Raw genomic sequence first — 26,152 nt, forward strand, 5'->3', positions numbered from 1 at the left:
CAAAATTTCGGCAATTTCTTCAAATGAAAGCTTTCTACAGATCAAAACCATGATTGATCAGATTAGAAAGAGGGCAGGCCTATCTTTATTGAGCAATAGTGATTTGTCAGATCAGGCTGTTATGCGTAAATTGATTCGGGAAGAAAGACGGCATGAGTTTGTTGCAGAACATAAGCGATATTTTGACATATTGCGCTGGAAAATTGCGGAAGATGTACTGAATAAAAATGCAGAAGGTATCAACAGTAATCAGAATGATCTGATCGGTGACTGGACTAAACCGAGATTTCTTGCCCAAAACCGAAAATTTGAAAAGAGTAAACATTACCTATGGCCAGTGCCACAGAGTTCAATTGACAAAAATAAAAACCTACTGCCTCAGAACCCAGGATGGTAATAAGGCATGATAAACCGTACATAATGAACAGAAGAAATTTTTTAAGGAATTCAAGTTTAATCAGCTTGGGTGTTTTGGTAACTCAGTTTCCGGCATGGTCCCGCAGCATTTTTGCATGGGAACAACCCATTCATAATATTGAAGCCGATAAGGCTATAGATCCCCAATGGCTAGCTTCACTATATGAGCGTGGAGAAAAAATCAAGTACTTTAAAAGTAAAAATGAGCTCAAATATATTGGTATGCCTATTGGAGGACTTCATACTGGTACCGTGTATATCGGGGGGGACGGCCGGTTGTGGCTGTGGCAGATTTACAACGAATCTTACGATGGTATGAAGGAAGGTGTAGAACCGAAAATAGTGCTATGGAACAACGGTAAAGAACAGGTTAGGATTCGTCCAAGAGATGGTTCTGCTTATATTGAGCCGGCTATTGCAGATAATCTACGCATACTGGAACAGGGATTTGCAATCTCTGTGTATTATAAGGGTCAGCAGTTGATAAAAGAGCTCCGCGAAAACCATTGGGACGAAATTGTATTTGAACCCTCGTACCCGACGTGTACAGTAACTTACAGTAGTGCTGATTTTCCGGCTGATGTAAAGCTTACGGCTTATTCTCCTTTTATTCCGTTGGATATCGAAAATTCTTCACTGCCTATGACTACGCTGCATGTTGAAGTCGTTAATAAAACTGATCAACCATTGGATGTACTGATTAGTGGCTGGCTAGAAAATGGGGTTCATAAGAATAGAAAAGACTTTTCATCGGTCCGTAAAGTGTCGGTTTCGAAAAATCTTATTGATGGGAAAGCGTTATTTTTCGAATGTCAACAGGTTCCGGAGAAAGATCTTATAGCCAGTGATTATGGCTCTATGGCCATATCCTGCCAGCACAGTGATGCGATTGCTGTAGCGCAAATTAAAGAATGGCCTATAAACCCTGCTGATCTAATCAGTGAAGCAGGGGCTAGCAATATCGGTTTTAATGAGTTGCAGGTGGGGAGTCTTACTGTTAAAAGAAAGATACCTGCTTCTACAAAGATTAAAATCTCTTATGCGATAAGTTGGCATTTTAACAATGTTCATCCTAAGCTGAAGGAAAGAATTAAAGATGCTCAAAACGGTTATTGGTACGGAACAAAGTTTAGTAATGCTTATCATGTACTGGAGTATTATAATCAGGAGAGAAATAAACTGGACGAAAACACATTATTATGGGCTGATACGTGGAATGACTCGACGCTTCCGTACTGGTTCCTGGATCGCACTTTTGTTAATATCGGAACTTTGGCTACAGCCAATACGTATCGGTTCGCAACGGGCCGTTTTTGGGGCTGGGAAGGTATCGGTGCTTGTGCAGGAACCTGCACACACGTCTGGCAGTACGGACAGGCCATGGGACGTATATTTCCTGAGCTGGAGCGTAATCTGCGTGAGATCACGGATCTTGACATTGCCTTTAAACCAGAGACTGGGGCGATTATTTTTAGAGCCGAATATGAAAGCCGTCCTGCTATAGATGGGCAGGCAGGTGTTGTACTTCGTTTTTACCGGGATCATCAGATGTCTAGCGACAATGTTTTTTTGAAGAGAAATTGGGCTAATTTAAAAAAAGCGATCCAGTTTATCATTGATCAAGACAAGAACGGCGACGGTATGACCGATACACCTATGGAAAATACGCTCGATGCGGTTTGGGAAGGTGAGATATCATGGATTGTAGGTCTTTGTTTGGCTGCTGTACAAGCTGGAGGGGCAATGGCTACGGAAATCGGAGACAGGAGTTTTGCAAAATTGTGCTACGATTATGTCAAGAAAGGCTCCGTGAATATGGATAAAGAACTCTTTAATGGTGATTATTATATTCATCGTCCCAATACAGAATCTGGCCGTAAAAATCTGGGTTCTTACAACACTTGCCATATTGATCAGGTGTATGGACAGGCATGGACTTTTCAATTGGGGATGCCCCGTATCAATGATCAAAAACAGACATTGGCGGCTTTACGTGCTTTATGGAAGTACAACTTTACAATGGATGTAGGTCCTTATATCAAAACGCATTTGAATGGTCGTCCCTATGCTCTAGCCGGAGAGGGAGGGATGGTGATGAATACCAACCCTAAAAATGAAGCGAAAGCTTATGGCGAAAATGAAACCTGGCAATTGGGTTATTTTCATGAATGTATGAGCGGATTTGAACATCAGGTAGCCGCGCATATGATGGCAGAAGGTATGGTGGAGGAGAGCTTAGTTTTGACCCGGGTCATTCATGACCGTTACCATGCTGCAAAGCGGAATCCATTTAATGAAATAGAATGTAGTGATCATTATGCCCGTGCCATGGCAAGCTATGGTACATTTGTGAATGCTTGTGGATATGCGTATCATGGTCCTAATAAATACTTGGCTTTTGCACCGAAGGTATTGGCAGAAAAGTTTAAATGCCCTTTCACAACAGCAGAAGCATGGGGAAGTTATGAACAGATTCAACAAAATACTGAACAGACAAGTCAGCTGTCTGTCGCTTATGGAAATTTACAGTTGCAGAAGTTTTCGATAGGTAAGGTCAGAAATGAGCCTGTGCAAAAGGATCGACTAAAAGCAGTTCTAAATAATAAACCCCTAAAATTGTCGAGAGTAGAGGATGCTTCGGATAAATTAACGGTAACATTTCAGAAGGAACTGCAACTGAACAAGGGGGATTTACTTCAGATTAGCTGGTCATGATAAGAAGATTGAGAACTATAATGGTATTGCTGCTGATACTTTCTTTAGTCGCTTGTCAACCCGCCAATGTTCAGCAAAAGGGAAGCGTAAACAATAAGGATTGGCAACAAAGGTTGGAAGAGCAGCTGCCTTTGTTGGGACATCGGAACTGGATTTTGATTGTTGATAAGGCCTACCCAGCACCTCATAATTCGGATATTGTGATGATCAATACGGGAGCAGAAATGATGGATGTGCTGCGCGAAATGGACAGTATATTTCAGGTGCAGGCTCATATCAAACCGATTATTTATCAGGATGCAGAACTCAATTATCTGGATGAGGGTTTAGTAAAAGGTGTAGATAAGTATAAAAAGGAGGTTAAAGCCCTCTGGAGTAAATATACTGTTCAGGATATTTCACACGAAGCGATATTCAAAAAAATAGATGAGGCATCAAAACTGTTTAAAGTGATTGTTCTTAAGACGGAATCATTACAACCTTACACCTCGGTATTTATAGAGCTTGACTGTGGCTACTGGGATGCTAAACGGGAGGACTCATTAAGGTCACGTATTCGCTAAATATTTAAGTTTTTTTTTGTCTATTAATAATTCTAAAGACTTTGTAGCGTCCTAGAATAGGTTGACATATAAATTTAACGATAATTATCCTTACTTGACTATTTCAAGTAAGGATTTTTTGTTTATGTACTTGACTAGGTGTTTTATATTTTAATGCAGTATGTGGTCTTCTATTATTATATAATTTCACTGATTGCCTAATCATGGTGTTTGCTTGTTTTATGTTTTTAGGCCTGCTAATCATAAACTCATTTTTCAATATACCATTTATCCTCTCAGCAAGAGCATTTTGATAACAATCATGACCATCAGTCATGGAGCAAGTAATGTTGTTTTTACGATGTATTTCTTGATATTGCATTGAACAATATTGTAATCCTCTATCCGAATGATGTATCAAAGGAAGATGGCTTGTTCTTGATTTAATAGCCATTTTTAATGCTTTAGCGACACCATCAGTGCTTAAATCATGATGTAAATGAAATCCTAGAATTTTTCTAGACCAAGCATCCGTTACTAAACTTAAATAGGCAGTTTTTTCCTTAGTTTGAATATAAGTGATGTCAGAAACCCATATTTCTTCTGCTCTGACAGCTTTTTTCTCTTTTAGAAGATTGGGGTACTTATGCAACCAATGTTTTGAATTGGTTGTTTTGATATAACTTCTTGCGGGCTTTATTAATAAATGTTCCGAACGTAAGAAATTGAACAGCGCATCTCTGCCTATTTTGATGTGAAGCGTATTAAATCGTTCTTTCAACATAAAGTACAGCTTACGCGTTCCTAAACGGGGAAGGTACATCCGTTCTTTCAGAATTTCCTGCTTAATTTGTTTCAGCTCTAATAACCGGGAATGGATACGGTTTAATTTTTGGTGGTAACCTTGCCGACTAATCCCAAACAGTTTACAGACTTTGGAAAGGCTTATTAATCCTTTTTCTCGAAGCCTTTCGACTGTTTGGGTAAAAACTTTTTTGGCACGATCATACCATATTCTTTTTCCATAATCTCAAGCATAGTTTTGTAAACTAGATTGCGATCCTGTTTATCTTTCAAAGCCTTTTCTAACAACTTAATACGTTGTTTTGGACTAGGGTCAATATGCTTATTCATAGCGTGTTGCTTTGGTAAACTCCAGTCTAAGTTACCAAGTTTTCTTAACCAAACCAAAACCGTACTCCGTCCTTGGATACCATAACGAGATTGTGCTTGCTTGTAGGTGAGTTCGCCTTTTTCGACTTGACAGACAACAGATAATTTAAAAGCTAGGCTATAATCTCGCTGACTCCGTCGTAAATTGTTCTTTAGTTCTTTTTTCATAATAAGCTGAGTTAGATGTCAACTTATTTCAGGACGGGACAATACAAATAAAAAAGCCTCTTTCTACTGAAGGAGGCTTTTATGTGCTCAACTGAACTTAATCTTATTAGGAAAAATGCAGTTCTTCATGAACCTGAGGATTTCGTGGTTACTGTTTCATTATTTTTATAGCTTCTTTTATCTCAGGTAAATCCGTATTGTACTTTTCTATATTCCATCCAGGTACATATTCTACCATGGGTGGAAGTCCCATAGCAGCTCTTCTTTTGTCAAGATTATTAATGTCCATAATTGGATAAATAAAATTTTTCTTAGTCTTTTTGTCGGTGAATCCCTGACTTCCGTACGGCTGTTCTTGGCCTTTTCGGACGGCAATTCTATCTTTTAAGATGGCCAAATTACTAGAAAAGGTTTTACCGTTCTTTTCAGCCTCCTCGACTATTGGTAGATACTTTTCCTGAATAGTTAAATTTGCATGCTGAATAACTAAAAATAGACCTTGACTGGCAAACATACCGATGTCCTGTGGTCCCATCCAGCCATCATGGTCAAGTATTTTTGTAACTGTTATCAGATTGAGCGAATCGGCAATTCGAATATTATTGGATGCAATGGCTAATTCATTTTTATCGGCACCATTTCTAGTAAGTTGTATATACTGTTTTCGATATTCTTGATCTTTAAAGAAGATCGAATCCAATTCCAATGTTACCTCTTTTTTGAATTTGGTGCTGTCAATGTTAAATGAAGTCACCTGTGCATATGAATTTGAAAACCCTAAAATGTAACTTGCTAAAAGTAATATTATTTTTTTGTCCATATATATGTTTATTTTAATTGATCAAATGAGCTTTTTACATTTATGTTGGGATGGTGATCGTTTCAATTTATGCATTTCTGTCAAAAATGATATTTTTATTGATGATTTTTATGCCATAGGTCAATAGTTCGCAGTACTGATTTAGGACTCAATCTGAAGTGCAAGTATTGTTTTTCCATTATTTGATCTGTAGACTAAAATGCTGGAAAGAACTAAATCTGCTATATCATGCCCCCAAATTCCGTATTTACCATCTGTTTCATTTCGATTGTACATGGTCGTTCTTTTCTCTAATGGAACCGTTTTCACCGTAGCACTATTTTCTTCTTCCTCATAGAGCATGTAATATTGTTTACTGATTGCATGTAATAATTGTTCTCTGGTAAAACCCTTTTCTGATGTTATCGTGAACTTATATTCCTTGTTCAAGGGATAGTCTATAAGTATTTCTACTGAAGAGTTGTTCAGTACAATTTCATCCTTATTATGAAGATTGGCCATGTCAGCATCGGGTTTTTCTAATTGTATCCAAGGAATGAAACCATCTTCATAATCATTTACATTATCTGTTTTTACTTGAAAATCAATCGTGTAAATCAGGTCTCCAAGTGTTGAATAATCTTTGTTTAATGATAACTGTTCTTTTTTCTCTATGATTTCTGCTGGATCTTTAGAGTTAATTGCATGATGTCCATGACAACCAAAGAATACAAAAAGTGAAATAATATAGAGCAGGTTCTTATAGCTAAACATGTTATTTGATATATTTTAGGTATTATAAGCTATATAAATATAGGAATTGATTTCTTTAAAAATCACAAGACCATGAAATTAAGTTTGTAATTGTAGGAGAATTAAAAGCAGTAGCTTGTCAATAGTTGTATTTAAAGTAAAGCGTTAACTTCAAAGTTTTCTCTTGAACAATATGGTGATTTTAATTGTTAATACTTTAAAGTATAATTATGGAAGAAGATAAATTAAATATGGACACCCGTATTATCGCTTATGATAAGCATTATGGGTTTGTTGAAAATCCGAATGATTTCAACTTTGAATATAATCCTCATCGTCTCATTGTCAAAAATTATGCTTTGAGAAAGAATGATAGAAAAGCGTATGAGAGTTATCTGACCACTTTTTTTCCGGAACTGGCCGCGATCGAATTAAAAAATTTTGATACAGAAGTTAATTACATCAGACAATTTGACAATGAGGAGCTTGCTGCCTGGTTGGCTAGCAATGATATCCAAGTCGTAGAATCTGATATTAGTTGTTCAGATCCTGATGCAATCTTTAAAATGGTTTATGTTCCAGAGTCTGAAAGCCCCACTTCATATGTTGTTAAGGAGGAGGACTTTATACTGAATAGAATATTGCCGGGAGACCTTATTAAAGAACCGAATAAAACATGGATCAACATTAAAAAACCTAAATTCTAATTTAAGTTCTTGATTACATTATCATTTCTAATAAGAATATATTTGGACGGTAGGTGCGGATCCTAATTTTCAAATATATTCTTTAGTATATCAGGTTGGTTTAGGGTGTTTTATTCTCTTTCTTTTAGATAAACATTAAATTGGTTTCTTTATTTTCAATACCACAATTGATAAATCTATTGCAACTTCAACCTAGCATTCCATGGTTGAAATAAGTCTTCTTTGGGAAATAGTATTATTATTACATTTGCGACTAATTATCTATTATTAATTTATGAAAAAAATAATGTTCTTCCTCTCATTATTTGCAGGGATGATAACGACGCACCAAGTTAGAGCTCAAGAATTGAAAGATTATGTGATTACGATGAAAGGGGATACGATTTATGGTGAAATTGGCTCAGTAAAAAGCAATAAGGTCAAAATGCTTGTTGACAGTGAAAAGAAAACTTATTATCCGCCACAGCTTTACCGTATCTATAATCATAAAAAAGAGAAGCATTATGCAACTTCATTCATTGAAGTGGGGATTGAGAAAATTAGGGATTCTGACCCAAAAATGTATGTCATCAAGGAAAAGGTTAAATTGAAAAAGAAACCGCTCTTTACGGAAATACTGCATGATGGTGATATTATAGTTTATAACTTTAGAAAACAAAGTGGTGGCGGTATGATAATGGGTGCTAACGGTAAGATGATGAATGGTTTTTCAACATCAAGTAATTATTATTACGCATTGAAACGTTCCACTGGTGAAATTGCAGAATTGAAAATTTCAGGTTTACTTATAGGAAAGATGTCGAAGAAAAATCGTTATCTTAATCTAGCAAAAATGATTGCTGATGAACCTGAACTTGCTGCAAAACTTGAAAATGAAGAAAAGCTGAACTATGATTTATTCTCCAATTATATTAGAGAATATAATGCGATAAAAAAAGCGAATGATGTATATCCTATAATGATATTTTAATTTTAAAATACATAAAGAGTACTTCCTGGGCTCTTTATGACAATATGATTTCTTCAGAAAGAAAGTGCAATCCCAGGATTGCACTTTCTTTGGTACCCCCCCGATATAGTGCGGGGTTTATTGTGTTTAAATGATGTTCGTGTTTTTTAGTGCAAGTAATACAAGCGCTATAACCGCCCAAATGATTCCCCAATATTGCACAGGAATGAACCACATCTCGTGGCGCGCATTCTTATTCATTTTTATACCAAGAATAAACAGTATCGGTGTCGAAGCAAGTAGACTGTATAGGAAAAGTTGCAGACTTGAATTTCCATTGGTTCCAAAAAAGTAAATACCAATCAATATTGCACATACAGGAATAAGAAGGGCAATAAACCCCCAGCCTTTATAAATCATTATGATAGATTTTGAAGATTAGTAGAGATTCTGAAGTTTGTAACTTCTGTTGGATTTCTTTTGTAATATGATGCCCCACATTAATTATAGTTGAATTGACTGAACTTAATCCCACTTTACATTCAGGTTATTTTCGGATGCAAATTCTTTTCCTAGCGCTGTAAGTGACATGAGACGCCTTTCAAACTCAACGTTGTATTTTTTCTCAATTGATGTTATAATTTCATCTTTTTGTTGCTGGGAAGCTTTCGTGTCGCATAATTTTGCATAGGTTGTATACTCATTTTTATATACCGGTAATACAAATTCATAAAGAGCAATAGCTTGTTTTTTGATTTCTTCTCTATCATCAGTATTAGTTGACAGTGCATTTAGATCTTTAAGGACTTTTTCCAAGTAAAGAATTTTATTCTGAACAACAATTGATGCCTCATCGCCTTTCTTTTTACTTGAGGGGATGTCAGGATACTCAATCGTATTGTCATTAAGCTGTTTTGCTAATCTGGGCGTTCCAAAATCTGATATGGTATTGGTATTTAAAATCGCTACACCAAAGAATTTATCTGGAGTTTCAGAACAGGATTGTAGGACAGAAAATATCAGAAGGAGTGTACAAAGTTTGGTAAATAGTGATTTAAAGGAGTTCTTCATGTAATTGTTTTTTTGTAATAAAATTATCTGTTTTAATAATAGATTTCTCCTAAGAAATCAAAAATTGAGCCATCTAATTCCATAATTTCCTATGGTTAGGATATACTGCTCATACTAAGTGTTTTTATTTTGTGATATAATTCGATCAGTTATAACTGGACATAAATAGATTGTTCAAAGTTGTAGCACTTTAAGTGATCTTATGCGGAATTATTTAAACTTATTTTGACGCTTAATCCTAGTGTTTTTATCTCACTTGATATCTATCGCGTCATGTCGGAAAATCTTTATTAATAATATCTTGTCGTATTATTACCATAGGTGTCTTTTGTGCAGGTTGGTATCTCCTCGCTTCCTTTCTGGAAAGGCTTAGGTATATATGTGTTTTTTGACCGTCCATCGTGATCATGCTTATCCTTTTATGGGAATAGGTCTTGAGGAGTTTTACATTATCCTGAGGCTATTCCAATAAGCATGTCGTAAGGTTGATGGTAAGTTAATATTGGCGTAATATCTTCGACCTATCTTTGTCAGGTCATGTCTACCCAAACCAAGAAGGAAATCTTTTATTTGTCTCGATTTAAAAATGGAGATCCACGAGCTTTTACCTTTTTTTTTGATTCTTACTGGGAAGAGTTATATACAGTAGCTTACCAGCATTTGCAGGATGAAGCGATTTCAAAAGACATCGTTCAGGAAGTATTTATTCAGATTTGGGAAAAACGCCACCTGCTTAAGGAGGATTACGAATCGTTAAAACCCTATTTTTTTAAGGCAATCAAGAATAGGATCTTAAATCATTATGCCACAGAGAAAGTACGCGAAAGCATCATGGAAAAGATGTTGTATAGGATGGATAAGTTTGCTGTTCTAAACGATAATACACATGCGCAGTACCAGGAATTAGAAAATATAGTAGATCGTTCTGTAGCCAGGTTACCCAAAACCATGCAGGCTGTATATCTTTTGAGAAATGATAATTACTCCATTCAACAGATTGCTCAAAAACTGAGTATTGCCGAGCAGACGGTAAAAAATCATCTGTATGAAGCAAAGAAAATATTGAAGCAAGATCTGACGCAACGATTCGCCGACCACGATGATATTTTACTCGTTTTAGCGAGCACCTATCTATTTCATAATTTCTTAACCTAAAGAAAACAGTTTCTTAAAGTATTTTGAACCTCTTCACCTGTAGTAAGTAAAACAACAGCACACAAGTGAATTTAGAAGAGTTTAAAAATATAATACAGCGTTACCTGGCAGATAAACTATCTGATGAGGAAAAAAAGAACGTCGATAGCTGGTATGATGAGGTGTCTTCTGGTACAACAGATCCTTTTACAGATGAACAGCATAAAACCAAAGTAAAGGAAGCGATATTCGCGGCATTTCCTCCTGCCATTCAAGCAACTAAAAAACAGGCGCGCGTGGTACGGCTCCGCTGGATTTCTATTGCAGCTTCAGTTTTGATATTCGGTGTTTCAGGTTTGCTACTCTATCAAAGGTCGCAGCCTTTCCGTCAAGATACCACGGCGGCTTCAATTGTGTTCACACAGATTTCGACGCGCCCAGGTGAACAAATGGAGTTACAACTTCCAGATCATTCCACCATAATGCTAAATGGAAATACTCAGGTTCGCTATCATGAACAGGAGTATCTGCAAAGCCGAAAAATTTATCTGGATCAAGGAGAAGCCTTTTTTAATGTGCAGCGCGATACACTACATCCGTTTTCTATCGAAACGGGAGCATTGACCATTGCTGTGCTCGGTACTTCTTTTAATGTCAATAATTCCGAGCAATCAAAAAATATTACCATTGCTGTTAAAACGGGACGTGTGCGTGTCGGGAGCAAGATAAATCCATCATTACACGTGCTTACAGCAGGAAAAAGTTTACAATATGAAAAAAATCTGGGGAGCTGTAAACTGTTTGATACTAATGCTGATCATGCCGATATCTGGACACGTGGAGGTATTTTAATGTCTGGCGCTAATTTTCAGGAATTGCAGGAACTTATTTACAACCGTTATGGCTTGATCTTACGCAGTGACAGCTTGTATACAGATCGTTTTAGCTATTCACTGCTTTTACCGCAGGTAAAATCGGTCGATCAGCTTCTTCATATGATCTGTCATATTCACCAAATTAATTTTAGGAGGGAAGGAAATGAAATAATACTACATCACTAAACTTAAAACAGTTAAAGTTGGGAAACGGGGGGAGTTTCTCAATAGAAAAGTGCTCATCTGGCAAACCGCAAAATCGACCAGTGAGCACCCTTAATTCATGTTAAATGATAAACATTAATGCAAATATATGTATAAAATTACGAAGCTCAGCACATTGGCTGCTGCATTAGCTTTCAGCTCATTTGTATTTATCTCTGAAGTTACAGCAACTTCAATTCATGCCCATAGCAGGCAAGTTAAATCAGAAGGAATCAATATCCATCTAAAAGCAGGTAATGCTTCGCAGGCGCTCATGCTTCTATCGCAGCAAACTGGTCTCGGTATCGGTTATGACAAGCAAGTTTTACAATTGGAGAAAGTTCTGGTAAAAGAGCGTACTTTTCAAAATGCAAGTTTTGAAGAAGTATTGCGCTATATTTTTAGAAATACCAATATCCAGTCAAAAAAGGTAAACGGTGCTGTTGTTTTGGTGACCGAAGAAGTGCAGCAGACCTTTAATCTGCGTCTGCATGTCAGCGATAATGCACGCAAGCCAATTGCTGGAGCATCTATTAAAATTAGATCTAACGGTCAAAGTGTGCTAACCAATGCTAAGGGAGATGCTCAATTGAAAGTTCCGGCGGGTACTTATAACATCTTGGTTAGCCATATTTCTTATGGAACCAAGGAAATAAGTGCGCTAAAGATAGATGCTAATTCTGCTGGGGTACAGTCTGTCATTTTAGAAGAAAATAAAAATGAACTGGGAGAAGTGGTCGTCACAGCTCTGGGAATCAAACGGCAGGACCGTTCCCTTGGGTATGCTGTAGGTACAGTGAAGGGGGAAGATCTGAATCGGGTGAACAATGATAATTTTATGATTGCGATGGCAGGAAAAGTTCCGGGGGTTGCGATCAGTGCCACAGGTCCTACGGGTTCTTCGGTGAGTATGGTGATTCGTGGTGCTTCATCCCTTAGTAGTGACAATCAGCCTCTGTTTGTCGTTGATGGCGTACCGATAATGAATCAGCTCAATAACATCGGCCAAATCGGTGATGATAATAAAGTCGATTACGGCAATGCGATCTCCAATATCAACCCAGAAGATATTGAAAACATATCTGTTTTAAAGGGACCCAGTGCCGCGGCTCTGTATGGATCGCGAGCTGGTAATGGCGTTGTTTTGATCACAACCAAAAGCGGTAAGAATGCGGAGAAAATGACTATAAACGTGACCAGCAATACCGTTTTCGATATTCCGTATCATTACATTGACTTGCATAACAAATTTGCAAGTGGTACCATGCCCTGGAAACCCGGAGATCTCGCCGGCGATCTGAAGATTGAAGAGGAATCCAGTTATATGGTGGGGCCTGCTCTGGATAAAGGGTATAAGGCCATCCAATGGAATAGTCCACGTGATGCCGATGGAAATCAGATCCCGACAGAACTAAAGTCTTACCCGAATAATATTAAAAATTTTGTACAGACTGGAATAACGAGTACCAATGGCATTTCATTGGCTAATCGCAGTGAGCGACTCGATTATCGTTTTTCTTATTCTAATATGAACAATAGAGGTATTGTACCTAACGCCGATTTGTTTAGAAATACATTAAATATTAATGCAACGATGCGTCTACGGGATAATCTTTCATTGGGAATGTCTCTGGATGCGAGTCGAAACAATTCAAATAATCGTCCGGCTACCAATCGCGGAACAAATCCTTTGCAGGCGGCATATGAAGTCGCACCTCACATCAATATCTTGGATCTGAAAGATTATTGGATGCCTGGACAGGAGGGGTTGCAGCAACGCTCGCAGTCAATTGGAAATTTTAATAACCCTTATTTTTTAGCCTACGGTGTCAATAATGGTTTTGTGCGCGATCGTGTATTCGGAAATTTGCGCTTGGATTGGAACATTCGGAAGGATTGGAATATGATGCTGCGCTATGCGACAGATGTATACTGGGAGAATCGGGAGACTAAAATACCCTATAGCTATACCAATGAACCACGAGGTGCCTATGGCATTGTCAATCTGATGAATATGGAACAGAATATTGATTTTCTGACTACTTATAATAAAAAGGTAGGCGACTTTCATGCAACAGGATCGCTTGGTGGTAATCTCCGTTATTCTAAATCAAATTCGGTACAAAATGCCTCTAAGAATGGTGCTGGCCTAACCACTCCTGGTTTGTACAGTCTTTCCAATATCAGTCCGCTGAACTTGGATTTTGCAAGTAGTCTTTCAGAGCGTGCTGTCAATAGCGTTTATGGGTTGATCAATCTTAGTTATCGGGATATGGTATACTTGGATTTGACAGGTCGAAATGATTGGTCAAGTACTTTACCCGCCGCCAACCGTTCTTACTTCTATCCGTCGGCATCCCTGAGCGTATTGGCCGACCGTGTTTTTACGTTGCCAACGGCTGTGAGTCTCTTCAAGTTGCGGGGTGGTATCGCTCGTGTAGGAAATGATACCGGAAGCTACAATTTGTTTAATGTGCTGAGTAATCCCGGAAGCTGGGGTGATGTGTTGCGTATCACACGTTCTGGAAAGCTTCTTTTACCCAATCTTAAGCCAGAACAGGCTACTTCTTACGAGGTTGGTGCTGATATCGGAATCTGGAAAAACAGGTTAAAATTTGAAGGGACCTATTATACGCTAGACAATAAAAATCAGATCATTTCTACGACATTACCGAGCTCGAGCGGATTTAGTTCGAGAAATATTAATGCCGGACTACTGAGTAGTAAGGGGATAGAGCTGGCATTATCTGGACGTCCCATTGAAAAGGAAAACTGGACTTGGGATTTGGGTGCTAACTGGTCACGTAATCGCACACGAATCAATGAGCTCTCGGAGGGTGTTGAATTTCATACTTTCTGGACAGATGGTCGAGGTGGAGCACGTACCTATGTAGGGGAAGAAATAGGTGATCTGTACGACTCTAAACTCGTGACTGTTGAAGATCCATCATCTCCCTATAACGGTTATCCTATTTTAGATAAAAATGGTTCTTGGCAGGCTGTACGTATTAATAATAGCCGTAATAAGATCGGCAATTTTAATCCTGATTTCAGTATGGGTATCCAGTCCTCACTGCGTTATAAAAAATGGACAATGCACCTTGCCGCTGATCTGCGTTTTGGAGGTAAATTTATGTCTCAAACTTACCGATATTTTGAATCGAACCTGACTACACAACGGTTTTTGGATCAGTTGATCAATCCAAATGGACTGACAGGAGAGTCATTACGGAATTATTTGATTGAAAATGATCTGGTCCGCGTACAAGGCAATCATTATCCTATTGTTGGTGGGCCTGGTGATGAATATGGGGGCTATCCTGTCAATGTAGGTGGAAATGTTGGAAACTTCGGCGTATTCAATCCAGGAGTTATTGCTGAATACGATGCTCAGGGTAATATCAAAGGATATAAGGAGAATCTCGGAGGTGAGGGGACAAAGTATATCGCTTATTCAGACAATTATCCTTGGGATTTTATGAATGCAGCCACATTTGACGCATCATTTATCAAATTAAGAGAATTGTCCTTCAGTTATGATTTGAAAGGAAAATGGCTTACCCGTATGGGCATCGATGGTGGAAGTGTAGGGGTCTATACGCGTAATTTACTTTTATGGACAAAGGCTAAGGTCGGAATTGATCCAGAAATGGCATTTCAATCTGAGGTCGGAGTCGGTTTTAAGCAGGGGATAGAGCGTTACAACGTGACTCCTTGGGCTATGCCTATCGGATTTAAAGTTAATATCACATTTTAATATAAAGCCAACAATGAACAATTATTTTAAAATTATAAAAATAGCATTATTTGTATCCGCCATAAGTTTTTGCTTGTGGAGCTGTAAAGATCTCACGGAAATCAATATCAATCCCAATGGTGTTAGTGAGGAAGACGCAAATCCAAATTTACTTTTACCTACGATACTTGCTGGTGCAGGAAGTAAATATAATGATCTCAGTTTTACAGATCTAGGTGGTGTAGTTCAATACACCCAACTGGATGCCTGGTTTGATTCGCACAATGATTATGAGTGGACTGGGGGGATATTAAGTTGGGATGCTTATTATGGATTCTTACGCGATAATGAATTGATGCGTCGCCGGTCTGAAGAACTGGGGCTTGATTTTCATCATGGAGTTTCACTGGTCATGCGCGCTTATCTGTTTGGCTTGATCACAGATTTGTGGGGCGATGCCCCTTATACCGATGCGTTGAAAGCTGAACAGGGCGGAGTGCAGTACAACTTCCCAAAGTTTGATCGACAAGACGTGATCTACAAAGGAATAATTGAAGAGCTGAAACAGGCAAATACCCTATTTTCAAAACCAAATGGCCGTTATGACGTTTTGGCAAGTGCAGATATCTATTTTGGGGGTAACGTCGCAAAATGGCGCCGTTTTGCGAATTCATTGGCGTTGCGTTACTACATGCGAATCGCTGAAAAAGAAAATACATTTGCTAAGCAAGGAATAGAAAATATGCTGGCTCATCCGGCTGATTTTCCCATAATTACATCTGCAGAAGATGAGGTTTTGATGAGTTTTATGGGAAATAATGCATCAGATTCTTGGCCTTCGAATACCGTTTATGATGCAAGTGGGAGTAATTTTCGCCGGATGAAAATGTGTGCAACACTTGTTGATCGCTTGCAAGCTCTTCATGATCCACGCATTGCAGTTTGGGCAAAAAGGGTGGAAATCCCGATTGAGGTTCGTACGACTGAACCAAGTGGAACGGATAAAATTGTGAACGGTGTACGCATTGTTTCACCCGATGTGGTGAAAGGTATTGCGGTGGATGTGGATGCTCAATATGTAGGGCTACCACCCAGTGGTTCTAAAAATCCATCGGCTTATAATCTCAATCCGAGTCCTGGACAAACGTCGGTGAATCCGCATGTTTCTTACCTCAATGATAGCTATAAAGCAGCTAAGGGGGGAATACTGAAAGCTCGACTACTGGCGGCATCTGAAGTGAGTTTTATATTAGCTGAAGCGGCATGGAAGGGATGGGCATTGCCAGAGTCTGCAAAGGCCTATTATGAGCAGGGTGTACGCAATTCGCTCGCTACCTGGGGCAAAGAAGATGCGTATAATGTATATATCCAACAGCCTGGTGTCGCCTTTAATAACACCCAAGCACAGATTATGGAGCAGAAATGGATTTCTAACTGGTCAACAGCAACGCAGGCTTGGTTTGACTACAGAAGGACGGGCTATCCGCAATTGAAAGCTGGGCCTGCTGCGATTCGTTCTCAATTACCATTACGTATTCCATACATGCAGAATGAAATGAGTGTGAATCAAAAAAATGCAACAGAAGCATTGGCTAGAATTGAAAAAACGGCCTACTCACAAGCAGATAATGAAAATAGTGCATGGTCTAAATCTTGGTCGTTACAAGGAACGAACAAGCCATGGTAATTTTATATGTACACCATTAATATTGATGAAAATGATTTTAAAGAATTTAATTTTATCCTTGAGTCTGTGCTGTGCCCTATATACAGGAACAGCACAAACGAACGACCGAGGCCTATATCCTGATCGTATCACGTTGACTTGGTCAGATCAACCATCAACGACACAATCTGTAAGTTGGCGGATAAATGGTTATGCGACTAAAGCTGTGGGGCAGGTTGTAGAGGAGCAGAGCAGCCCTGATCTAGAGAAATCTGCACAGACAGTATTAGGTGTAACGAGTCCATTGAAAATTGAAGGTCAGACTGCGGATAACTATGGACAGGTTTCGTTTCAAGGCCTAAAGCCTGGTACAATCTACACCTATCGCGTAGGGGATGGCACGAATTGGAGTGCGTGGAATCAGTTTCGTACGGCTGATGTAAAGGGTGATTTTTCATTTATTTACCTGGGCGATGCGCAGAATGATTTACGCTCGAAATGGTCCCGATCTATTAGAAAAGCTTTTCAACAGGAGCCTAATGCACGTTTTATTGTCCATGCTGGCGATTTGATAAACCGTTCAAACAACGATAGCGAATGGGGGGAATGGCATGAAGGAGCTGGATTTATCCATCAGATGATACCTGCTGTACCCACACCAGGCAATCACGAATACCGCAGAGACTCTTTGGAGCAGCTGGTCTTAGATCCGCATTGGAAAAAGCATTTTAATCTTCCTAAAAATGGACCAGTGGGAATGCAAGATGCGGTGTATTATTTAGATTATCAAGATGTGCGCATGATCTCTTTAAATTCGCAATTGATCATGCTAGATTCTATTGCTGCTAAAAAACAGGAACAATGGTTAACGGAGGTTTTGGCATCTTCAAAAGCCAAATGGAATATTGTGGTTATGCACCATCCGGTTTATTCAACAGCAAAGAATAGAGACAATACCATTCTTCGAGAACGTTTTAGACCTATTTTTGAAAAATATGGCGTAGACTTGGTTTTGCAGGGACATGATCATACCTATGCACGAGGAACAGCTGGTAAAGTTCGTCCGGTATATCTCCTTTCTGTAGCAGGACCAAAGATGTATGGTTCTGATTCGGAACGTTGGATGGAAGTGTCAGGTGCGCAGACGCAGCTCTACCAAGTTATTCGGGTTACAGATAGTAAACTATACTTTTCAAGTTATAAACTGAATGGGCAATTGTTTGATTCATTTGAACTCGTTAAGAAATAACATGATACATGTATTAACTGCTGTGCGTGTTCTGTTGCTTGGTTCAAGCATTTTGTTTTCAGTTGCTTATGGTCAATCTGAACGCTTGTTGACAAAGCTAGCGCATAAAGAACAGCATATTGCTGCTCACCGTGGAGCACATAAACAATGTCCTGAGAATTCGATAGCCTCCATTGTGGAGGCGATCGAATTAGGGGTTTCGGTTGTAGAAATCGATATTCGCAGTACCAAAGATGGCGTGCTGATCTTGATGCATGATGGCACGGTAGACCGCACAACGACTGGTAAGGGGAAAGTCAGTAACCTGAGCTATGCTGAAATACAAGACATGTATTTACGGGATACACCTGCAGGTGCAGCCTCTAACGATCGTGTTCCAACGTTGAAAGAAGTGTTGCGTTTATGTAAGGGCAAAATTATCTTGGATATTGACTTTAAGGAAGAAGACGAAAAGTATGTGGCAAAAACTTTTGAATTGATTGCTGCAGAAAATATGGAAGATGAAGTTCTTTTCTTTTTATACGACCACCGACTTATCGAAAAGTTTTATAGGCTCAATCCTCGTATCACTCTTTTTCCTCGTGCACGGAGTATGAAGGATCTGCATGAGATACTAAAATCCAAACGGACTTCCATTGTTCATATTGATGAGTCTTTCGATAATTATAATGAATTAGTAAAGCTTAAAGATCAGGGTGTTATTTTGTGGATGAATAGTTTGGGCGATACCGATGAACAAGCTCTTCGTGAAGGAAGCGCTGTTTACGACATGTTCCTTAAAAAACACCCTTATGTTAGGATTATACAGACGGATAATCCATCTCTCTGGAAAAATATGCTTTCGGGAATGCATCGTCAGTAAAGATTTTCGTAGGATGCGATTTAACAGCTAATCATTTGCGCTATTATTTTGTCGATTCAATTGAGTAGTGCTCTTGTTGCATTTTCAATGCTAACCAAAAAGAATATAAAATACACAAGGATCTGCGGATGCTTGTGTATTTTTGCAAAAAAAAAGTTTAATGAGCGCAATACTTCGATATCTAAATCCACATGGTAAAATAAACTATAGAGTAGAAATTTTAGCAGGGTTGACTGTGGCGATGACCATGATTCCAGAATCATTGTCATTTGCTATACTAGCTGGTCTTTCTCCTTTGACGGGTCTCTATGCCGCGTTTATAATGGGCTTGGTCACGGCTATTTTGGGTGGGAGACCGGGAATGATTTCTGGCGGTGCAGGAGCAACTGTCGTCACACTCATTGCGTTGATCAGCATGCATGGTGTTGAATATTTGTTTGCTACTGTTGTACTGGCAGGTATTTTGCAGTTTATGGTAGGAGCTTTCAAATTTGGGAAGTTCGTCCGACTGATTCCGCAACCCGTGATGTATGGCTTTCTTAATGGTTTAGCTGTAATTATCTTTATGTCTCAGGTAGAGCAGTTTAAGATTGTAGATTCTTCAGGAGTAACACATTGGTTATCGGGTGCTACAGCCTATATTATGTTAGGGCTTACGCTATTTGCAGCATTAGTGGTCTATCTATTCCCTAAGATTTCTAAAGCGATTCCAGCATCATTAGTAGCCATATTGGCCACCTTCTTGCTCGTGTATATTTTTAAGATCGATACCAAAACAGTGGGAGATATCGCTTCTGTTAAAGGAAACTTACCGGCATTTCATATTCCTTCTGTACCCTTTACTTGGGAGACACTAACCATTATCTTTCCATTTGCGCTGATTATGGGCTCTGTGGGGATGATTGAGTCGCTTTTGACCCTATCAATGGTCGATGAACTGACAAATACGAAAGGAAACGCTAATAAAGAAGCTATGGCGCAGGGAACGGCGAATCTGGTAAATGGATTTTTTGGAGGGATGGGAGGCTGTGCTATGGTGGCACAAACGCTGGTCAATATTAATGCAGGTTCTCGTTCACGACTTTCCGGTATTATCGGAGCCTTGACAATCTTGACGATCATCCTGATTGCTTCTCCATTTATTGAACAGATACCGATGGCTGCTTTAGTGGGGGTAATGATGGTGGTGGCTATTGGAACTTTTCAGTGGATTTCTTTCCGTATCATCACTAAAATGCCCAAGTCTGATATAATTGTCGGTATGCTTGTCGCGTTGATTACTATTGTACTGAAGAATTTGGCTTTGGCTGTACTGGTCGGGGTGGTGATTTCGGCACTTGTATTTGCTTGGGATAATGCAAAACGTATTCGAGCGCGAAAAACGATTGATGAAGCCGGAAATAAGGTGTATGAAATATATGGTCCGCTATTCTTTGGATCAGTAGCTGGGTTTTTAGAGAAATTTGAAGTCAATGAAGACCCTGATCTTGTAATCGTTGATTTTAAGGAAAGTAAGATTACAGATATGAGCGCTATAGATGCCGTTAATAAACTTGGATACAAATACAAAAGTCAATCTAAAACACTTCGCTTACGCCATTTGAGTGCCGATTGTAAAGCCATCATGAGGAAAGCAAACAGTCCGGTAGAGATTGAGGCTTCTGAAAATGATCCGACTTATAAAGTAATGCCAAAATAATTTTTTACTGCTGACAATAGGCTGTCACTATTGCTTGTAATTTTGATTTATCAATTAAAAATAAAGCGATATGAATACAGTAGCAGTTATTACCAAAGAAGAATTATTGAAACATTGGTTAGGTCATAGAAACCTGACTAGAAGAACGATCGAGAAGTTTCCTGAAGCAGAGCTTTTCACTTATGCTGTGCCTGGTATGCGTACATTTGGTGAATTGGCAAATGAACTGATATCGATTGCTGTTCCCGGTTTAACGGGTATAGTCAATAGACAGGTGGAAGCATATGCTGAAGCAAATAAGTATACAAGCAAGGCCGCCATTTTAGAAGTGTGGGATCAGCATACGGAAGAGCTTAAGCAATTATGGGCGCAACTTAAAGAAGAAAATTTTCACGAGAGATTTAATTTGTTCGGTCAATATGAGTTTCCTGTCATTGAAAATATTTTATATTTTATCGATAATGAGATTCATCACCGAGCGCAAGGATATGTTTATCTGAGAATTTTGGGGATTGAGCCTCCATTCTTTTGGGAGCGTTAATACCGCTAAAACTTAATACCTCCAGGGAGTAAGCTGCTCTCTGGAGGTATTTTTTATGCCAGTCGTTCTGCCTGAGATTTCAGTAAGGACCTTACCGTGTCTTTTAAAGATTGGGGGCTAATAATGTCTGCACGGTCACCGAACATCATATACCAGCGTGCGAATCCCATGTCAGCATTTTTGACATCAAATACCATTTCGACCATACCATCATTCAGGCTTTCTTTTTTAAAGCCAAAATATTTACGTTCCCAATGTAGATAATGCGCAAATTGTGGATCGACATGAAGTACTACGCGCGTAAAATTGGCTTCCTTTTCTCGTTCTGCGAGATATTGTTCAAGATCAGGATGTTGTTTAAATTGTAATTGATCCAATATTCTAATGTTAGAGATGCGATCTGTACGGAACTGTCTATAGTCGTTTCTTACCAAACAGAAAGCATAAATGTACCAATAATTACTTTCATGAAACACACCGATGGGTTCTATGTCACGTACGCTAGGTTCTTGCTGATAGGTAGCCTGATAGCTAATTTCCAATACATTTTTCTGGGCGATGCATTGAAATAGAGTCGTCAAAGTATTGGGAAGTGCTGAGCTCAGCTGATTATGCGAAATAGATTTCATGACCACATGTTTATCAATAGTTTCCATCCAATCCTTATCGGAACTCCGTATAATCGCCTTCAGCTTATAGATGGCCGAAGAGAAATGATCTTTCATTTCCTTATCGATAAATTTAAACACCAGCTTCTCAGCGGCTACAAAACTCGTGATTTCTGCTTTTGTGAACATCATTGGAGGAATCTTATAACCCTCAACCAGTTCGTAACCTAATCCTGCTTCACCAATGATTGGAATGCCTGCCGCAGTCAGGCTTCTAACGTCACGGTATATGGTCCGTAAACTGACTTCAAAACGGCTTGCTAGTTCTTGTGCTTTGACCGTTTTTTTGGATTGAAGTTGAATTAATATTGCTAATATGCGATCAAATCGATTGAGCTGTTCCACTGTGATGTTTTCTTCTGAATGCTATTAAATATGGGTTTAAGATATAGAATAATTTTTGAAGACAACGATTGAAAGAGATAAATTTATTCGAACCTTTTGGTACACATCCTATTGAAACAAGGCATCACGTGTGATGCCTTGTTTCAATAGGAATGCTGTGCTACCTTATTTTTTGATTGTTGTTTCTTCCAGATCCTTGATGATAGCAGTAGCATAATCTTCACCATTAAGTTCTGATGCCTGTAGCAGTGCGCCAGGACTAAAAACGTTGATTTCCATTATTTTGTCACCGATAATATCCAGTCCTACGAAATACATCCCGTCCTGCATCAGTTTGTCGGCCACTTTCTGTACCATTTGCAGTAGTGCGGGACTGATCTCAGCAACTTGGGCTTTGGCTCCCTGGTGGATATTGCTCCTCAATTCTCCCGCTGATTGTACTCTGTGCACACTAGCGTATTTTCCATTAACGAGCAGTGGCTTCCCATTGAGAAGGAAAAAACGGATATCGCCATATTGTGCATCGGGCAAATATTCCTGAGCGATTAAATAACCGTCGCGACAGATCACCTCAACAATCTGTTTGAGGTTTTTACTTTCCTGCTCATTGACTAGAAAGACATTTTTTCCCCCCGAACCCTTTAAAGGTTTCAGGATAATTTTATTGTTTTGCTCTTCAAAAAACCGCTTCACGTCATCGTAATTTCGTGTCACGATCGTGTGGGGACGGATTTCTTCGGGAAAGTTTTCGAGGTAAAGTTTATTTTCCGCATCAACGAGAGCGCGTGGATTATTAAGAACGCGTACACCAAGATTTTGTGCGAGCTGAGCAAACTGTAATCCCATAGATGCTGCCCAAGGCCTATTGATCATGTCAAGAACGGGGTCAAATCGCAGCCAAATAATATCTAGCTCCCGTAACGATATTTTTTCCTTGGCGGTAGACCGTAATTTATCAATCAATTGATCGGTATCTGCTATACCATCGATCTGATGTACTGCACGGGCATGAGCGGCTATTTTATCCTGATCTAGGTAAACAAAATCAGCAAGACCGATATAATAGACGGAGTGGCCACGTAGGAGCGCTTTGTAGGCTAACAATGTTGTTGTGAAGCTAGCCTTTTCTTTGTGTGTCTGATTGATGATGAATGCGATTTTCATATAGGAAAGTGCTTTTAATGATTTGAAAGGTTGAAAATATTGTCTCCTGATTTGATTTTTTCTAAGTTCTGTAAATAAGGTTCTGCCAGATAGCGTGGTTTTAGGATCGGATTGTTTAATAATCCTCTTTGTGTTAATTCTTCAACAATGGGGATATAGTCTTCCCTGATTTTACCAATGAGCAAAGGAGAGAGCTCTCTTCCCTCACGGATATAGGTAATGATGCTCATGAGGCCTTTTAGATAGAGAGCATCTTTTGTTAAGCCACCACCGCGGTATACTCTGGTGCAGATATGAAAGGCTATTTCTTCTGTGAAATGATAATGATCTACCAATAAGAAGAAGGTATCGCTGAAATTATGCCCTGCTAGCATATGGTGTACTGCCACTACACGTGCAGCTATAATCCGTAGACGGTCTCCGCTAAGCTCGTTGACCATGTATTCGGAGAACACAGCAAGTCCTTCCTGCAACTGCTCATAGCCGGGTACACCCAGGCTGAACAGTTTAAATGGCTGCGACTTGCCATTGAAATAGGTAACAATGTGGGTACCTACTTCATGCTGTATGAGGGCAATGGCTCTGCTCGCTTCAACCTCATAATATTTGCTGATGTTCAATACACCTCGGTTGACCATGATGCCTGTGATATCTTCGCGGATCCGGACGCCGGTCTCCAGTGAAGGAAATTGTTGTCTGAGATAATGAAGCTCTTCCTTTGCCAATTTGGCGAATTCGGTTGCATTGATCATTTTTTTTGGAGGCACCGGCTTCTTGCTGTGTTGTTCGTATACCAGTAGTATAGCCTTTGCGGTTTCCAGTAAATTGTCATTGACATTTCCGAATACTTGGAGGCTGCCGTGCATAAAGCCTTCATTGCCACGATCAATCAGCATGGTCATCATAGCATCAAGTTCCTTACGTTTATCCCTAAAAAGATAAGCGATAGTCGGATCATCAATATCTTCAATACGTAGATTATAAAGATTGCGTTTCACCAGCTCCGGATCTATTGGCATGGGTCTATATCTAAATTTTGGCGATTTTAAAAATTTATCTTTCTTAAATTGTAACCATGCTTCACGGGTATTTAAAGGACTGACTAAGAGCAAAAAGTCGAATTTCTGACTTTCAGAAGCTAAATTCTGATCGATTTCCATAATAAGGGGTTGCAGTTCAGTTGTCTTGAGCATCCTGAACTGTGATACCTTTAATGATGTATATAGTCTGATAAATTCAAGAAAACTCTTGCGTAAACTTTTTGTAAATATTTCCCGATAATTGCGCAGAATGAGCGGATAGACCTTTCCAGTCGTGACATCATTATAATGCGGTTTCAGTGCAATACCCATGTAAAGTAATTGTTTAAATTCCTCTGCCAATGGGTTGATAATAGGAATTATATCTCTATTTTTTGGTGACTTTGTCTCTTTTTTTATAGCAGTAGACAAGAACATATTCTGTTCATCCGATTCTAAATCTTTGATAAATTTTTGAGCAATAGGAAGTGCTGATTTCTGTGAAATATGGATGGCGACGTCTGTATCCATCTCTTTATCCTGCCAGATTTCGATCAATTGACATGCACCAAATTCATCTATAAGCTGTCTTATTATTGGCGTGATCACCGCATTGAAATCCAGATCTGATGATTTGCCTACTAAAGAACAAGATTCCGATTTAACCAAAGTGGATATCATCTGATCTTTGCCTTCCACAGGGATCCGGTAAACCAAAAGTAGCGGAATGATGCGTTTGAGAACAAGTTTACTATCTTTCGAAAACTGTATATGAACGGGCTCTTTTTGTATGATGGATGTAACTGCTTTCGTAATCGCTTTACTTTGATCCATAGTGACTTTGGTAGCTGTTTTTGATATACGATACAGAAGATCGTAATAGTTTTTTTAATGACTCGATATGATCAAGATTAGGAGTTCCTGTCCATTCATTCATAAAGTCTTTACGAAACTCAATAGAAAGTACACATCCTTTCTGACCATATTTACTGGTGACCCATTTGGAAAGATAACCACCTGAAAATTTGACGTTCTCACGTACGTCGATCTGGTTTTCATTTATATTGTGTTCTTTCAAGTATTTTACAAATGAGTCGATCAAAGGCCTCCAAATACCTTTATTGTTGATCGTTCCAATATTTATCTCTGGATTTGCGTAGGTGTCGACTGTTTCATCAGGACCCGATCGTTTAGCATTGTAACTATGGATATCATAAATGATAAAATACCCATTTTGCTGAATGCTTTTTTCAATCATTCCCGAAAGAACTTTTTGAATATAATGATAAGATTGTTTGAGTTGTGCTAAGATTGTCTTAGTAGGAGGTTGCTTCCATACATTAAGCCCCCATGCCTGATCAGGGCGTAGATATACGGAATCTTGAATAGGTCTATTAAGGTCTACTTGGAATCTGGAGGTTTTAATAATCAGCCGATTAGTGTCTAGATCTGTCAGCATACCCGTGTAAGGATCCTCCTCTCGTAATCGTTCGGATTCTGAAAGACTCATGATAGGTGATAGTTGTGGGGCAATCTGATGTCCATCATGTATAGCTAACGCTAGAACTGGTCCACCTTTTTCTTCCAATACATATTCTATTTCCATATTATTCTTTGCTTAAATTAAGTAGATCGTATATCTAGTAAACAATTTCGTGGACAAATAGTTTGAATAGTTGCTCATCAATATGCGATG

The 26,152-nt window shown here is 38.9% G+C and carries 22 protein-coding genes; 13 read left to right on the forward strand and 9 right to left on the reverse strand.

Annotated elements, in window-relative coordinates:
- Positions 1-49: 49 nt before the first annotated feature.
- The 3 genes from HCX49_RS04635 to HCX49_RS04645 are packed head-to-tail and all read left to right on the forward strand — an operon-like array spanning position 50 to position 3,695.
- Entirely contained in the window at positions 50-397 is a 348-nt protein-coding gene (locus HCX49_RS04635; RefSeq protein WP_168126327.1) for a RagB/SusD family nutrient uptake outer membrane protein, read from the forward strand.
- A gap of 23 nt (positions 398-420) precedes the next feature.
- Complete coding sequence (locus HCX49_RS04640) at positions 421-3,132, forward strand: GH116 family glycosyl hydrolase (protein ID WP_206368233.1); 2,712 nt, start codon at positions 421-423, stop codon at positions 3,130-3,132.
- A complete protein-coding gene (locus HCX49_RS04645; protein ID WP_168126329.1) occupies positions 3,129-3,695 on the forward strand; it encodes an RbsD/FucU domain-containing protein in 567 nt (188 codons plus the stop codon). Before HCX49_RS04640 ends, HCX49_RS04645 begins: the two co-directional genes overlap by 4 nt.
- Before the next feature lie 103 nt (positions 3,696-3,798).
- Here HCX49_RS04645 and HCX49_RS04650 read toward each other — a convergent pair.
- The 3 genes from HCX49_RS04650 to HCX49_RS04660 form a co-directional block, all read right to left on the reverse strand.
- A protein-coding gene (locus HCX49_RS04650) for an IS3 family transposase (RefSeq protein WP_168126330.1) occupies positions 3,799-5,015 on the reverse strand; the annotation gives its coding sequence in 2 pieces (ribosomal slippage) (positions 3,799-4,682 and positions 4,682-5,015; 1,218 coding nt in all).
- A gap of 148 nt (positions 5,016-5,163) precedes the next feature.
- Positions 5,164-5,835, reverse strand: a complete 672-nt coding sequence (locus tag HCX49_RS04655; RefSeq protein WP_021191120.1) for a DUF6624 domain-containing protein — start codon at positions 5,833-5,835, stop codon at positions 5,164-5,166.
- A gap of 141 nt (positions 5,836-5,976) precedes the next feature.
- Positions 5,977-6,588, reverse strand: a complete 612-nt coding sequence (locus HCX49_RS04660) for a hypothetical protein (RefSeq protein WP_021191122.1) — start codon at positions 6,586-6,588, stop codon at positions 5,977-5,979.
- A 209-nt stretch (positions 6,589-6,797) separates the two neighbouring features.
- On the opposite strand from HCX49_RS04660, the gene HCX49_RS04665 reads away from it, so the two are divergent.
- Positions 6,798-7,274: a hypothetical protein gene (locus HCX49_RS04665; protein WP_021191123.1), complete on the forward strand. Its 477-nt coding sequence runs from the start codon at positions 6,798-6,800 to the stop codon at positions 7,272-7,274.
- A 274-nt stretch (positions 7,275-7,548) separates the two neighbouring features.
- A complete protein-coding gene (locus HCX49_RS04670) occupies positions 7,549-8,244 on the forward strand; it encodes a hypothetical protein (protein WP_168126331.1) in 696 nt (231 codons plus the stop codon).
- Positions 8,245-8,370: 126 nt separating this feature from the next.
- Here HCX49_RS04670 and HCX49_RS04675 read toward each other — a convergent pair whose 3' ends face one another.
- Both HCX49_RS04675 and HCX49_RS04680 read right to left on the reverse strand, forming a co-directional pair.
- Complete coding sequence (locus HCX49_RS04675) at positions 8,371-8,643, reverse strand: hypothetical protein (protein ID WP_021191125.1); 273 nt, start codon at positions 8,641-8,643, stop codon at positions 8,371-8,373.
- A 105-nt stretch (positions 8,644-8,748) separates the two neighbouring features.
- Positions 8,749-9,294: a hypothetical protein gene (locus HCX49_RS04680; protein WP_168126332.1), complete on the reverse strand. Its 546-nt coding sequence runs from the start codon at positions 9,292-9,294 to the stop codon at positions 8,749-8,751.
- A 537-nt stretch (positions 9,295-9,831) separates the two neighbouring features.
- Here HCX49_RS04680 and HCX49_RS04685 point away from each other — a divergent pair.
- From HCX49_RS04685 to HCX49_RS04720, 8 genes are all read left to right on the forward strand, one after another.
- Entirely contained in the window at positions 9,832-10,449 is a 618-nt protein-coding gene (locus HCX49_RS04685) for an RNA polymerase sigma factor (RefSeq protein WP_021191127.1), read from the forward strand.
- Positions 10,450-10,514: 65 nt separating this feature from the next.
- Positions 10,515-11,489, forward strand: coding sequence for a FecR family protein (locus HCX49_RS25505; RefSeq protein ID WP_021191128.1), 975 nt, complete (start codon positions 10,515-10,517; stop codon positions 11,487-11,489).
- A 127-nt stretch (positions 11,490-11,616) separates the two neighbouring features.
- A complete protein-coding gene (locus HCX49_RS04695; protein ID WP_237682716.1) occupies positions 11,617-15,264 on the forward strand; it encodes a SusC/RagA family TonB-linked outer membrane protein in 3,648 nt (1,215 codons plus the stop codon).
- A gap of 13 nt (positions 15,265-15,277) precedes the next feature.
- Complete coding sequence (locus tag HCX49_RS04700) at positions 15,278-16,930, forward strand: SusD/RagB family nutrient-binding outer membrane lipoprotein (protein WP_168126333.1); 1,653 nt, start codon at positions 15,278-15,280, stop codon at positions 16,928-16,930.
- Between the two features lie 31 nt (positions 16,931-16,961).
- Positions 16,962-18,158, forward strand: a complete 1,197-nt coding sequence (locus HCX49_RS04705) for a purple acid phosphatase family protein (RefSeq protein WP_237682717.1) — start codon at positions 16,962-16,964, stop codon at positions 18,156-18,158.
- A gap of 1 nt (position 18,159) precedes the next feature.
- Positions 18,160-19,020, forward strand: a complete 861-nt coding sequence (locus HCX49_RS04710) for a glycerophosphodiester phosphodiesterase family protein (RefSeq protein WP_168126335.1) — start codon at positions 18,160-18,162, stop codon at positions 19,018-19,020.
- A 160-nt stretch (positions 19,021-19,180) separates the two neighbouring features.
- Positions 19,181-20,719 (forward strand): SulP family inorganic anion transporter, encoded by a 1,539-nt coding sequence (locus HCX49_RS04715; RefSeq protein WP_168126336.1) that lies wholly within the window; start codon positions 19,181-19,183, stop codon positions 20,717-20,719.
- Positions 20,720-20,789: 70 nt separating this feature from the next.
- Positions 20,790-21,260 carry a DinB family protein gene (locus HCX49_RS04720; RefSeq protein WP_168126337.1) on the forward strand — a complete coding sequence of 157 codons (471 nt, stop codon included), beginning with the start codon at positions 20,790-20,792 and terminating at the stop codon, positions 21,258-21,260.
- Between the two features lie 53 nt (positions 21,261-21,313).
- Here the strand turns inward: HCX49_RS04720 and HCX49_RS25705 are convergent, their stop codons facing one another.
- From HCX49_RS25705 to HCX49_RS04740, 4 genes are all read right to left on the reverse strand, one after another.
- Positions 21,314-22,273 carry a helix-turn-helix transcriptional regulator gene (locus HCX49_RS25705; protein WP_206368235.1) on the reverse strand — a complete coding sequence of 320 codons (960 nt, stop codon included), beginning with the start codon at positions 22,271-22,273 and terminating at the stop codon, positions 21,314-21,316.
- 165 nt (positions 22,274-22,438) lie between these two features.
- On the reverse strand, positions 22,439-23,437 hold the full coding sequence (locus HCX49_RS04730) for an ATP-grasp domain-containing protein (protein ID WP_132840382.1): 999 nt from the start codon (positions 23,435-23,437) through the stop codon (positions 22,439-22,441).
- Positions 23,438-23,451: 14 nt separating this feature from the next.
- On the reverse strand, positions 23,452-25,290 hold the full coding sequence (locus HCX49_RS04735; protein WP_168126338.1) for a flavohemoglobin expression-modulating QEGLA motif protein: 1,839 nt from the start codon (positions 25,288-25,290) through the stop codon (positions 23,452-23,454).
- The gene (locus HCX49_RS04740; RefSeq protein WP_021191141.1) at positions 25,277-26,062 is read right to left on the reverse strand and encodes an N-formylglutamate amidohydrolase; all 786 of its coding nucleotides are present in this window, start codon (positions 26,060-26,062) and stop codon (positions 25,277-25,279) included. Before HCX49_RS04740 ends, HCX49_RS04735 begins: the two co-directional genes overlap by 14 nt.
- Between the last annotated feature and the right edge of the window lie 90 nt (positions 26,063-26,152).

It is taken from the genome of Sphingobacterium sp. B16(2022), from assembly GCF_012030425.1.
Classification (GTDB): Bacteria; Bacteroidota; Bacteroidia; order Sphingobacteriales; family Sphingobacteriaceae; genus Sphingobacterium; species Sphingobacterium anhuiense.